Below are 12834 nucleotides of genomic sequence, written 5' to 3' on the forward strand. Positions count from 1 at the left end.
TTACGAGCCGTCGCGTGCCCGCGACATCGGCTTTGAACGAACCAGCGAGGTCACTCATGTATAGTTTCGGCTCGGGCGTGTTGCTCGGAACCCGCACAGATATCGCGAATGCGACGCCGATCAATTTCGGTCTGGTCCAGGAAGTGACGATCGAGGAAACCGCGACCATCAAGGAGTTGACCGGCCAGTTCCAGCGTCCTGTGGCGATCGCCAGGGGCACGATCAAGACCACCGGAAAAGCCAAGGTCGCGCGTATCTCTGGATTGGCTTTCGCCAGCCTTTTCTACGGCGTGACGCCGACCTCGGGTCAAATCGCGACATCCTTTGCCGAAGCCGCGGCCGTTCCGGCTACGTCTCCCTACACCGTGACTGTGGCGAACGCCGCGACGATTGCCGATGATGAGGGCGTTCTCTATGCCGCGACGGGCCTGCCTTTCACAAAAGTTGCTTCGACTCCCGCCGTCGGGCAATATTCCATTTCCTCGGGCGTCTTGACGTTCAACGCCGGCGACGCCGGAAAGGCGGTATTGATGAGCTACACCTATTCCGTCACGGGTTCGGGCCAGAAATTTACCGTCGCCAATCAGCTGCTTGGCGTGACCCCGACGTTTCAGGCCGTGTTCTACACAACCTTCCAGGGACAGGCCGTGACGCTGAAGCTCAACAATTGCACCTCAAACAAGCTGAGCTTTCACACCAAGCTCGAAGACTTCGTTATGCCGGAGTTCGATTTCTCCTGCTTCGCCGACGCCGCCGGAAATGTGATGACCTGGTCTTTCGCGGAGGCATCGTGATGAGGCCGACTTCGGAGACGATCCGGCTCGGAGCGCGCGAATGGTCGATCCGGCCGCTGACTTTGCGTCAGGTTCAGGAGATTGAACCCATTCTGATGGCGGGAGCATCAGAGTCAAAGAGCAATGTTTCGGCCGCCATGGCGATCGTCTCGATTGCCCTTCAGCGCGACAACGCCGAGGCCGCATCGGCGCTTGACGATGTTGAAGCGACGGCGCCCGAGATCGCGGCGGCGATGGCTGCGGTTCTGCGTCTTGGCGGATTCTTGCCGGCCGTCGAAGGAGAGTGCGCGCCGGGGGAAGCGTGAGCGGGCGCGCTGGCATAGCTGACGCCCGCATTGATTTTGGCTTCATCTATTCAAGGCTGATGTCGGCTTGCGGATACACGCCGGCTGAGATCGATGAAATGACGCTGCATGACGTGCTCGGGCTGTTCGCCTATTGGCGCGACTACCCGCCGACCCACGAGATCCTGAAATGCGTGTATGGCGTCCAGCGCAAGCCTGAAGCGGCAAATCCCAAGTGCGGATATGATCCAAGCGGTATCGGCGGCCTGATCGCGCGATTTCCCGACGGGTTTGTACGGGCGATCGAAGGCGGCCGTTAGTTCGCTGGGTAAGACGCCTCTTGTTGCGCTAAAGTCGTGGGGGCGATCAACCTTGAGGAAATTTGTCAATGGCAGATGACGTCACTATTCGGTTTACCGCCGACGTCTCCGACCTGCAGCGTGGCATACAGCAAGCAAACAGTGCCCTGGCCGCAACGACGACGACGCTCAATGCGGGAGCAAGTCAGATCAATGCGTCCTTCGCCAATCTGACGCAGGCGTATGTCAGCAGCTCGGGGCAGGAAATAACAAGCGCGCGCGCAGCGAGCGAGGCGCAGATCGCCATCGCGCGACAGACGGAGCAGGCGCGCTTCGATATTGCATTGAACGGCGCAAAGCTGAATACAGCGCTCATCCGGGAGCAAGCGCAGACAGGCCAGATATCGCGCCAGGAAGAGCTTGCAGGCCTGCTTGCTTCCGAGAAGCAACGGGAAGATATCGAGGCGCTGCATCTCCAGAGTTTGCAGGGTCTATATGCGCAGGGGAGCGCGGCCTACGCGAACGTGCAACGGCAAATCGACGAACTCGCAAGCCAGTCCGTGCTTCGGCGCCAGGAAATCGACAGAGAGGTCAACCAGCAAATCTATGCCGACTACAAGCGCACATTCGAACAAATCGGCTCAAGCATGACGCAGTCCGTGATGGGGTTGATCCAGGGCCAACAGACGCTGGGGCAGGCAGCTCAGCGGATCGCGGCGTCGATCGTCCAATCCTTCATCGCCGCCCGGGTGCGATTTGTCGCCGACTGGCTTGCCGGACTCGCCACAAACACTGCGGCGACGACTGCAGCCGAGGCTACACAGACAAGCGCAGTCGCGGCCGGCGTAGCAACACGCTCGGGCCTTCAGACGACGGCGGCGGCGGCCTCGAACGCGAATATTGTCGCAAACGTGTTGAAGAGCATCACCGCCTCAGCGGCTGAGACCTTTGCCGGGATTTTCGGCTTCCTGTCCCCGGTTATGGGCCCTGCGGCCGCCGGGCCGGCCGCAGGAGGGGAGGCGACTGTGCTCGGCGCGGGCGCAGGAATCGCTTCTTTCGCGGTGGGCGCCTGGAGTTTGCCAAGCGATATGGTGGCGCAGGTCCATCAGGGTGAAATGATCATTCCAGCAGGGCAGGCGGCAGCTGTTAGAAGCGCGCTATCGGGCGGCGCAACCGGTGGCGGCGGCGCGGTCCATGTTCATCACTCGACCAATTTCAACGTGCAATCCATTGACGCAGCGGGCGTCAAGCAATTCTTCAAAACCAACGGAAAGCAGATTTTGCGCACGATCAACGACGGCGTCCGCACGGGCTCTCATCTTGCCCTGAGCAAGCTCGGGCGCGCGCTTTAGTCGGATGAGTTATGTCAACGGGGTCAATCTTCTTCCTGCGACGGGAGAGTTTACCTATGACGTCGCGCCGCACCGGGGCAAGCGCGTCACAGAGCCAGAGTCGGTCGCGATCAATACTTATTTCTCGCCTGCGGGAGTTCGGACGGATCTCGACTTCGCGATCGATCAATTGCAGGCTGAGTTTCCGGCGTGCCAGACGGTCGCCCTGGTCATCGCCTGGTTCGGCAATTCGGTGGACGCGGCGACCTGCAAGATCTATCCATCAACAACCTACATTGGGGGCTCTTTCGAAAGCTGGGATGGTGGAGCCTGGAGCGTCGACCACTGGCGATGCTCCGGCCTGACGCAACAATCGCCGGAGCTCATCCCGATCTCGTCGAGCGGCGAATCCTTCAACTACGGAGGAACGCCTTCCGATCCGTCCGTCGTGAGATGTATCCGCAGCCTCAAGGCGCGCGGTCTGCGGGTCGTCTTTTACCCCTTCATTTTGATGGACGCGCCCGGATTTCCGTGGAGGGGCCGCATCTCGTACCAATCATCGGATGTTTCGGCCGACGCTGCGTCGGCGGTCGAGCATTTTCTTGGCTCGGCGGCGCCGTGGCAGTTCACGCAGGACGCCACAGACCTGACCGTCAGCTATGCGGGAGCTCCCGACGATTATTCTTTTCGAAGGATGATCCTTCATTACGCAAATCTTTGCATTCTGGCCGGCGGCGTTGATTTATTCCTGCTTGGATCCGAACTTCGCGGCCTTGAGACCATTCGCGGCCCCGCATGGACCAAGGCGGGAGCCGTCGACGCCTCCGGAGCGGCAATTTGGGACTATCCCTTCGTCGCGGGTCTCGTGTCCCTCTGCGACGACGTCCGAGCTCTGTTTGATGCGGCCGGCCTGACTCGGGATCCGGTTGGTCTCCACAATCTTATCTCCTATGCCGCCGACTGGTCTTCCTGGATGGGTTTCCAGCACGATGAGGCCAAGGGACAATGGCCACATCTCGATCAGCTCTGGGGTCATGCAAATGTCGATCTCGTTTGTTTCGACAATTATCTCCCTCTGAGCGACTGGACAACGGGCGATGGCGGCGTTGATTTTCGCAATTGGTCGGCGCCGGCCGCGACCGCGTGGCCGCAGGCAGATGTCGCGACTCTAGGCCTCGGCCTCGAAGGGGTGCCGCGCCTCGCCAGCAAAGCCTATCTCAAAGCCAATATCGAAGGCGGAGAGAAATTCAATTGGTTCTACAGGGATAGTGAAAATCTCGGGCGCGGCCTCGATCCGAGTGGCAGCGATCTTCAGGTTTCAAGGCCGCGGGGGGACAGGCTGGATCAGAGCCGTCAACGCTATTATCCAGACCAACAGATACTGGGAAATAAGCAGCTGCGGTGGTGGTGGAACAATATCCACAAGGCTGTCTACGATAATGGGGATGGGAACGGATATGCGCCGCATGGACAGGCGACCGCATGGGCGGCCCGGTCCAAGCCCATAACATTTACGGAATATGGATTCCCGACATGTGATCGTGCGACAAATCAGCCCAATGTCTTTTTTGATACAAAGTCGAGCGAGAGCGCCACGCCATTTTGGTCGGTCTGGCGTCCAGTTGAAGGGGCCGGGTTCGCCCCGCGTGTAGACGGAAATCTTGCCTTGCTCGCCCTGCAGGCGATTTATGAATATTGGGTGACGGATGGGCATAATGAGACATCCGCGACCGGCGTAAATATGATAGAAACCGCCTTCATGTCGGTCTGGAACTGGGACGCGCGCCCCTTCCCTGTGTTTCCCGTCAGAGGCGATGTTTGGGGCGACGCCGGCAACTGGAGCTCAGGCACCTGGCTCGGGGGCAAGGGACCGTTCATTCCTCTGCCGCAACCTGACGCCCCGCCAGATCCGGTCAGTGTACCAGCCTTCCCGCTGCTGTCAGGCAGGGGGTGGTCAGTGAAGTACAAACCATCGTTCGACACAATCATCAACGAAACCGCATCCGGAAGAAGCGCCCGAAGCCCGAAAATGGCGACGGCTACATGGGACATAGAGCTTTCCTTTGACAGCCTGCGCTTCGCCGATACCAACGGCGACGTGCCAAAGCTAATCGGCTTCTATGCCGGCGTGCGGGGCCAGGCGGCGGCGTTCACCTTTCCTGTCCCTGTTGAACTCGGCCTCGGACCGGAGGTCTTGTGCCGATTTGCAGATGATCAGGAAGATCTGGAGGAGTTCATGAGCAGGCTGTGGAGCGCAGAGACAGTCACGCTGAGGACCGTCAAGCCATGACGACTCTTGTGTTTCCATCACTTCCCGGACAAAGCTGGTCGGTTCACAAACGCCCGACCTTCTCCACTCGGGTCGTGAGCCACACTTCCGGACGAGAGGCGCGAACGCCGAACTATGCTTACCCGCTCTATGAATTCGAATTGAGCTTCGAAGGATTGGCGTCCACACACGACTTTCCGGGGGTCGGCGTCAATTCGCTCCAGAGTCTGCTTGGGCTCTATCTGCAATGCCAGGGTCAATTTGGAACGTTTCTTTATACAGATCCGAGCGACAATTATGCGATCGGCCAGGCGCTGGGCATCGGTGACGGGACCGCGGTCACCTTTCCTTTTGTGCGCACTCTAGGCGGGTTCACCGAGCCGGTTGGATGGGTGCTTACCGTCCAGAATATCTACTTGAATGGTGCCCCGCAAACCAGCGGGTGGACGATTGCTGCGCCCAACGCTTTGGCGTTCTCGACGCCTCCTTTGCCAAACGTCAATATTACCGCGGATTTCACTTTTGCTTACGAATGTCGCTTCGTTGACGACGAGACTGATTTTGAGAATTTCATGGCTGGCCTGTGGCAGGTTCAGTCGTTGAAATTTCGCTCGGTGAAACCATGAGAGCCGCATCGCAGGAATTGATCGCTCATCTGAACGGCCTTCGGACCCGACGCGATGCGCAGGGAATTATCGCCGACTGCTATACGTTCACTTTGCGCACTGGCCTCATTCTCAACTACACGAATGCGGATGTGCCAATCACCTTGAACAGCGTCGTGTTCGCCGCGAATTCCATTCTGGTCGAGGGACTGCGCTTTAAATGCGAGGTCGGCTTCAATGTCGATCAGCAACAGATCACGCTGAGCGCCAGGCAAAGTGACACGATCGGTGGCATTCCGTTCCCGCAGGCCATTCGAAACGGAGCGCTCGACGGAGCGGAAATCCAACGTGATCGCTCTTTTCTGACGTCATGGAGCGAGGAGCCGGTCGGCACGGTCACGCTATTCAAAGGGCGTGTTGGCGCCATTGATAGCGTAGGAAGGACAACCGCGCAAATCATGGTGAATTCTGACCTCATTTTACTCGACATTGACATGCCGCGCAATCTCTATGCTCCCAATTGCCAACATGTTCTGTATGACAGCGGATGTTCGCTCGTCAGAAACGCGTTTGGGACAAACGGCGCCGCCGAGGCTGGGTCCACGAATCTCGTCATAAACTGGAGCGGCGCTTCATCCGTATACGCGCAGGGCACCCTAACTTTCATTTCGGGTCTCAATACGGGCGTTAGCGCCAATGTCAAACGCGCAACGTCCACAGCGCTGACTGTCGCCTATCCCCTCCCGAATGCTCCAGCGCCGGGAGACGCTTTCCGCGTTTATCGAGGCTGCGACCACACCAGAACGACATGCGCTTCCAGATTTAACAATTTGGCGAATTTTCGCGGCTTCCCCTATGTCCCACCTCCTACCACAGCGCTTTGATCATGCATCCATACGATATGCAAAGAGCGGCCGCCGTCGCGGAGGCGCGAAAATGGATTGGAACGCCATACCACAGCTGTGCTGACGTGCGCGGCGCGGGCGTCGATTGCGGCATGCTTATCGTCCGGGTTTTCGTGGACACCGGATTGATTCCTGCATTCGATCCACGACCTTATACCGAGGATTGGCATCTGCATCGGAGCGAGGAGCGCTATCTCGGTTTTGTAACCGATCGCTGCACGGAAGTTAAGCGGCCGCGATCAGGCGACATCGTGGTCTTTCGCTACGGCCGTTGCTACAGCCACGGAGGCATCGTGACCAGCTCCGATCCGCTCTCCATGGTGCATGCCTTCCAGCCGGCGGGGCTTGTCTACGAGGAGATGGTCGCTCACAACGCAGAACTTGCGAAGCCCACGCGTCGTCCCCGAGCCTTTAGCCTCTGGCGCGAGGGCGAACGATGAGCTTTCTTCGATCGGCCAGAAGCTCGTCCGCCTCGGCCATTCCAAGTTACACCGGATTGCAGGTCCAGACATCCAGCAATTCCGTCCCGATTCAGATAATGTGGGGCGTGAACAAGATCGCGCCGAACATCGTGTGGACCGGCGGCTTCCAGTCGACGCCGCAATACACAAAGAAGGCTGGAAAAGGAGGGGGAGGCAAAACTCTTAGCGGCTATGATTATCGCGCGGCCTTCATTCTCGGAATTTGCGAGGGGCCGGTCTACTCCGTTGAAAAGGTGTGGCAAGGTAAAGGCGAAACCGATTTATCGTGGCTCGGGCTTGGCCTAATGTATGGCGCGACGCCGCAGGCGCCATGGGGCTATGTGGCCGCCGCATATCCTGCTGAAGCGCTTCCTTATGGCGGCCTCGCCTATGCGGCCGCTCCCGCGTTTGACCTCGGGTCCAGCGCAACGTTGCCGCCACTGGCGTTCGAAGTGTATGGACAACTTTCTTTCCACTCGGGCGTCACGTTCTTCGATTCCGATCCGGCCCTGATCATTCAAGATTTACTGACGAATCCTCAGTACGGCGTTGGATTTCCTGCCGCAAGCATTAATGCGACGTCGCTGCTTGGCTCCTCCGGTGGCTCGTCCTACCAGGCTTACTGTAAAGCGGCGGGAATTGCGTTGTCTCCCGTGCTATCAAACCAGGAAAGCGCCAACAGCATTCTCACCCGATGGCTTCAACTGACGAACGCCGCCGCGGTGTGGTCGGGCGGTCAATTGAAGTTTATTCCTTATGGGGATGCGACAATTGTCGGCGCCCTCGTTCCGAGCGGATCCTCCTCCTTTGCGCCGAACGTCACGCCGATTTACAGCCTTACGGACGATGACTATATCGTCGTTGGGGATCAAGACCCCGTCGAAGTGACGAGGGCTGATCCCTACGATGCGAAGAACTGGGTGTCGATCGAGATCCTGCAGAGATCCAATCATTACGACGCGACTCCCGTGGAGGCATGGGATCAAAATCACATTGAAAGCTTCGGTTTACACAAAGCCCAATCAATTACTGCGCATGAGATTTGTGATGTCTCCGTGGCGCAGCGCGTCGCCCAATTGACCCTCCAACGCGGCCTCTATGTTCGCAATACCTTTACCTTCAAATTGTCGTTCGAATATTGCTTGCTTGAGCCCATGGACCTCGTGGAGCTAAACGATGCCGCGCTTGGCCTGAACAATGCCGTCGTTCGAATTATCGCCATCGAGGAAGATGACGCGGGAACGCTGACGATAACCGCGGAAGAGTATCCCGCCGGGGCCGCGACGGCGGTCGCTTATCCGGTGGAGTCCGGCGCAAGTTCGCCGCCGGACCGCAATGTTGCCCCCGCGGCCGTCAATCCGCCGATCATCTTTGAGCCGCCCGCCGTGCTGACGGGCGGCAAGGCTGAGGTGTGGATTGCGCTTTCCGGCGGAACGGATGGGACGAGAGACCCAAATTGGGGGGGCGCAATCGTTTACGTCTCTATGGACAATGTTACATACGGACAGATTGGCGAGATCTCGGGGGCCGCGCGGCAGGGCGTAACGTCGGCGGCTCTTTCTGCTCAGGCCGGATCAAATCCCGATACGTCAAATATCCTTGCTGTCGACATGTCGCGAAGCGGCGCTCCCCTTGTATCCGTAAGCGAAGCTGATGCGGCAAGCGCCATCACGTTATGTATCGTCGATAATGAGTTACTGAGCTATGCGTCCGCTAGTCTAACGGACGCGAACAAATACGCTTTGAGTTACCTCGAACGCGGCCTTTATGGTTCAGCGCCGAGCGCGCATCCCGCGATGGCGGCTTTTGCGCGGCTGGACGACGCCATCTTCAAATATCAAATCCCAGACGCCTATGTCGGCGCGAATGTTTATCTGAAGTTTCAGAGCTTCAATATCTTTGGCGAACAGGCTGAAGATCTCTCAACCTGTGCTGTCTACACTTATAGATCGCGGGGATCCGGATTGTTTGGCTCCGTCGCCCGAACCATGTCGGTGGGAGCCGATCTCGACTTTGGCCTGGCGAGCTCAGGCGTCAACGAGTCGGACGATTTCGGCATGGCGTCCGATCCCTATGTGACCATTATCGATCTGGGATTGGCATCAGAATGAGCGTTCAAGTAAAAAGCCGACGCGAGACGGCAAGCTTTCTCTCGACTTATGTCGGCGCGACCGGTGAATTACTTGTGGATACGACGTCCTGGCGCGTCCAGGTCCACGACGGCGCAACACCGGGGGGCCATTCTCTGGCTCTTCTTTCAGACCCGCCGAACTTGCAGAATGTCTCGGGTTTGGGGGTGAATGCGTCATACGACAGTATCAACAGGGTCGTCGTAAAATCACCGGCGTTGCTTTTCGATCACATTGGCGCCGGGGTCCAGTTTAAGGTCAACAAGAATGGCGTATCGGATACCGCGTCGTTGCTTTATCAGACGAATTATTCTGGACGAGCTGAAGCGGGTCTTTGCGGGGACGATCAATTCCATCTGAAGACCTCTGCTGACGGCTCGGCATGGGTCGATGGAATTGTGCAGCGCACGCTTTCAGTGCAGAATAGTGGCGATTTGAACGACGCCTCATCTGGCCCCGGTTTGGATCATGATCATTCGCTGAGTTTTGTGATTCCCGCCAATTTCTTGATCAATGGACGGGCTCTTCGCTTGACGGCCGCTATGCGCCTTACGACTGGTTCAGCGCCGCCGACGCTTGTTACCAAGGTCAAGCTTGGAGCAACTGCCATTTGCGCCGTTGGCGCGGTAACGCCTGTGGCCTCCGTGACGAACCAGCAACTGGCGCTTTCCTGGATATTTCAGGCAATTGGCGCTCCAAGCGCATCGGCGCCCCTGGAATGCGCTGTCTTGGCCGCAGCGGCAAATGTCAGCGCATCGTCATTCCAGAATACGATTGCCATGCCGGTGACTATTGCGACGAACGCTGCTCTGCCCCTCAAGATCTCCACCTTGTGGGGGTCGGCAGGAACAGGCGTCAATCAGATCAAGCTCAGCCAGCTTGTCGTGGAAGCCCTCAACTAATCGCTGATCCGCCTCCCCTTCCAGACATCTAGCCGGGCATGGCGGGCGCTTGTTTCAGCTGCGCCGGAGTCTAAGCCAATGAAGACACAACTTATGTCTCCGCCAGACGATGGCAATCGGAATGGCATGTCGATCAACGGCCGTCGGTATCAGAGCATTCCCGGCGTGGCCGTTCCAATCCCGCCCTTCGACGTTGCGATCCTCGAGGCTAATGGGTGGCAAATATTCGTCGGCGCTGCTTCGCCTATCACCACAGCCAGTTATTCCTCCGGGTCTGTCAGTGGCGTAGTGACAAGTCCCGGCGGAAGCGCCGCGGGGTTGGGGGTCCGACTCTATCTGGACGGGTCAGCAAGCCCTGTAGGCGTAACGGCGGCAGACGTAGGCGGGGCTTGGTCTATCATGACGGGAGCGTTGTCGGCCGGATCGCATAGTTTCAGCATCGAGATCGACGAAGGCGCTGGCGTTTTCGTGAGCAGCGGTGGCGCTTCGAGCGGCGTCATGGATTTCAGTACAGCTTTGAATAGCGGATTGATTGCCGCAATCGCTGCGTAGAACGGAGTATAGCAATGGCTTTGCCGACCCTTAGCGTTACCCCTGGCTCAGGGGCGACGATTAATACGTTGCCGAATGCGCCGCAGGCGACCGCGAATAGCGTTGCTGTCGCGCTGGCTACTGACCATGCTGCGGTGCCGATATCTGCTGCAGCACTGCCGCTTCCAGCGGGCGCCGCAACCGCGGCAAATCAAGCGACGGAAGTGTCGACGCTCGCCTCGATCCTTGCGGCGATTCAGGCGACCGACACCACAATCGCGGTTAGCAGTCGATCGGGTTATATATGGGGCGCCGTCTCCGCAGCGGCTGTTGCGACAACCGGGTCAACAGGGGGCTATGCGCCGAACGACACGATTACGCTGCCGACCGGAACCGGCGTAAATGCTCCGGCCGTTCTCACGATTGTAGCAACGCAGCTCGCGGCAATCCCCACAATTGTCAACGCCGGCAGCGGGGGCGCTGCCGGCGCGCAGACGCTAACCGGAACAACGGGGACGGGCACTAAATTTACGCTCGCTGCGACGATCGCAGGCGGAGTTATCACCTCTATCAACAGCATCACGACAGTAGGAAATTATAGCGTTAACCCGGCCACATTGACCGCCGAGCCGGTTACCGGCGGCGGGCTCGTCGGCGCGACCGTCAGCGTCAAAATGGCTCCGTTGACGCTGTCCGTCGCGACTGGGGGCGTCTATACGGCGCCTGTCACAAATCCAGTGTCTCAAGGATCCGCTTCCGGCTCAGGATTGGGGGCGACTTTCAATCTGACGGCTTTTGCGCCGCTCGCGACGCTGGTAGCAGGGACGAATACGTCGCGTCAATATCTTGCCTTTCGTAACGATAGTCAGGCGTTGGGCCTTGGCGCCTCGCTCACCGGATCGGCAGGTTTCGGTACGCTCGGAACCACGTCATTCGATCCAGGCGGATATGGCTACGAGTGGGGCGGGAGCCGCGTTCCAAGCAATGCATTGAGCCTCATTGGTCAGGCCGCATTCCAGCAATTCACAGCTTGGGAGGGCTAAATCGATGGATCTTCGCGGGCGTCCCCAATCGGGGGAAACGATTTATGGAAAAATCAAACGACTGGCGCTGCGCGCCCGCTCCGGGGTCGGCAACCCTCATTTTATCGACCCGCTGACGGGTCTGCCAGCGCTTATGGCGAATCCACCGACAGTGACGACGACCGCGGGTCAGTTTGCCAACAATGCGGCCGTCGTCGCGGCGGGCTATTCTCATCTTGAGCAGGCATTGAAAAACGGCGGCGTCAATTCCGTCTATTACTGCACCGGCGGCTGGCCGCGATTTAACGCTACAGTCTATCTCGTACTGCCATCCGGCACGACATGGTCGACAGGCGCAGGCAACGCGGGCAGCAATCCGCCGTTGCAGGCGCTTGCGCCTCGCATCAAATTCGTTACCGACAGCCAAAAATTTGTGCTGGGCGTCACTGGGACGTTCCGGCTCATAGTCAATGGCCGCTACGTCTCGCTGGCGCCCTATGCTGCGTCCGGAACCGTCCCGGCCTACACCCTGGTTGACTTCACCGCAGTCGGCGGCCGGCAAATGCGCCAGGTCGAAATCGAAATGATCACGGCTACCTCGTTCTACGGCGTGTGGGTTGGTCCTGCAGAGACGATATGGGCGCCGGCGTCTGGTGACAATTTGCGCTGGATCCAGAATGGCGACAGCCTCACGCAATCGGCAGGAAACCTGCCCGGAGGTCCCGGCGACGGCTACAGCGAGATCATGGCCGATCACCTTGGCGTGTCGGACTACCGCGCGGCCGGCATTGGCGGCGTCGGCTATTATGCAAATAATGGCGGCGTAAATTACCGGATGCAGGAACACATGTTCGATCTGCTCAACTACAATCCGGATGTGATCTCGCTGGCTGGCGGCGTCAACGACGCGACGTTCGGCTTCCCGCTTGCGCAGCCCGGCCTTGCGTCCTGCATCGCTCAGGCGCGGGCCTATTCCGCAAGCATGCCGATTTTCGTCACCGGCATCCTGGCGTCGGTCAACGATGCTACGGCATTGGCATGGGAGATCGCCCAGGCGGCTTATGTCGCGTCGCTGAACGATCCCAACCTATTTTTCATCCCGATCACGACAGACGCTAACGGTCCGTGGATCACGGGCGCCGGCAACTCCGCCGCGCCTGCCGGCAACGGCAATCGCGACGTGTACTACGATTCGGGCGGTCCGCACCCGCCGACGATCGGCCATCAATATCTCGGTCTGCGCTACGCTCCTGGCGTTCTGGCGGCTATCGCCGGCAAGGCTTAGGCAGGCTTGGGCGGGTT

General features: G+C 58.8%; 13 protein-coding genes. All 13 read left to right on the forward strand.

Features of this window, described 5'->3' with window-relative positions; genetic code table 11:
• Window positions 1–56: 56 nt before the first annotated feature.
• Window positions 57–794 carry a hypothetical protein gene (locus MSIL_RS15550; protein ID WP_012592029.1) on the forward strand — a complete coding sequence of 246 codons (738 nt, stop codon included), beginning with the start codon at window positions 57–59 and terminating at the stop codon, window positions 792–794.
• Window positions 794–1099: a hypothetical protein gene (locus tag MSIL_RS15555; RefSeq protein WP_012592030.1), complete on the forward strand. Its 306-nt coding sequence runs from the start codon at window positions 794–796 to the stop codon at window positions 1097–1099. The genes MSIL_RS15550 and MSIL_RS15555 overlap by 1 nt, the downstream gene beginning before the upstream one ends.
• Entirely contained in the window at window positions 1096–1398 is a 303-nt protein-coding gene (locus MSIL_RS15560) for a hypothetical protein (RefSeq protein WP_244406148.1), read from the forward strand. The genes MSIL_RS15555 and MSIL_RS15560 overlap by 4 nt, the downstream gene beginning before the upstream one ends.
• A 68-nt stretch (window positions 1399–1466) precedes the next feature.
• Window positions 1467–2729 (forward strand): hypothetical protein, encoded by a 1263-nt coding sequence (locus MSIL_RS15565; RefSeq protein WP_012592032.1) that lies wholly within the window; start codon window positions 1467–1469, stop codon window positions 2727–2729.
• 4 nt (window positions 2730–2733) lie between these two features.
• Window positions 2734–4998, forward strand: a complete 2265-nt coding sequence (locus tag MSIL_RS15570; RefSeq protein WP_012592033.1) for a baseplate megatron protein TIM-barrel domain-containing protein — start codon at window positions 2734–2736, stop codon at window positions 4996–4998.
• The gene (locus tag MSIL_RS15575; RefSeq protein WP_012592034.1) at window positions 4995–5603 is read left to right on the forward strand and encodes a DUF2460 domain-containing protein; all 609 of its coding nucleotides are present in this window, start codon (window positions 4995–4997) and stop codon (window positions 5601–5603) included. The genes MSIL_RS15570 and MSIL_RS15575 overlap by 4 nt, the downstream gene beginning before the upstream one ends.
• Complete coding sequence (locus tag MSIL_RS15580) at window positions 5561–6466, forward strand: DUF2163 domain-containing protein (RefSeq protein WP_244406149.1); 906 nt, start codon at window positions 5561–5563, stop codon at window positions 6464–6466. Before MSIL_RS15575 ends, MSIL_RS15580 begins: the two co-directional genes overlap by 43 nt.
• A gap of 113 nt (window positions 6467–6579) precedes the next feature.
• A complete protein-coding gene (locus MSIL_RS15585) occupies window positions 6580–6927 on the forward strand; it encodes a hypothetical protein (protein WP_244406150.1) in 348 nt (115 codons plus the stop codon).
• A complete protein-coding gene (locus MSIL_RS15590) occupies window positions 6924–9059 on the forward strand; it encodes a phage tail protein (protein ID WP_012592037.1) in 2136 nt (711 codons plus the stop codon). The genes MSIL_RS15585 and MSIL_RS15590 overlap by 4 nt, the downstream gene beginning before the upstream one ends.
• Window positions 9056–9979 carry a hyaluronate lyase N-terminal domain-containing protein gene (locus MSIL_RS20320; RefSeq protein WP_012592038.1) on the forward strand — a complete coding sequence of 308 codons (924 nt, stop codon included), beginning with the start codon at window positions 9056–9058 and terminating at the stop codon, window positions 9977–9979. Before MSIL_RS15590 ends, MSIL_RS20320 begins: the two co-directional genes overlap by 4 nt.
• Before the next feature lie 78 nt (window positions 9980–10057).
• A complete protein-coding gene (locus tag MSIL_RS21825) occupies window positions 10058–10531 on the forward strand; it encodes a hypothetical protein (protein ID WP_012592039.1) in 474 nt (157 codons plus the stop codon).
• Window positions 10532–10545: 14 nt separating this feature from the next.
• Window positions 10546–11553 carry a hypothetical protein gene (locus MSIL_RS15600; RefSeq protein ID WP_012592040.1) on the forward strand — a complete coding sequence of 336 codons (1008 nt, stop codon included), beginning with the start codon at window positions 10546–10548 and terminating at the stop codon, window positions 11551–11553.
• A gap of 151 nt (window positions 11554–11704) precedes the next feature.
• Window positions 11705–12817 carry an SGNH/GDSL hydrolase family protein gene (locus tag MSIL_RS15605; RefSeq protein WP_187148661.1) on the forward strand — a complete coding sequence of 371 codons (1113 nt, stop codon included), beginning with the start codon at window positions 11705–11707 and terminating at the stop codon, window positions 12815–12817.
• The last annotated feature ends 17 nt before the right edge of the window (window positions 12818–12834 follow it).

The organism is Methylocella silvestris BL2 (assembly GCF_000021745.1).
Classification (GTDB): domain Bacteria; phylum Pseudomonadota; class Alphaproteobacteria; order Rhizobiales; family Beijerinckiaceae; genus Methylocapsa; species Methylocapsa silvestris.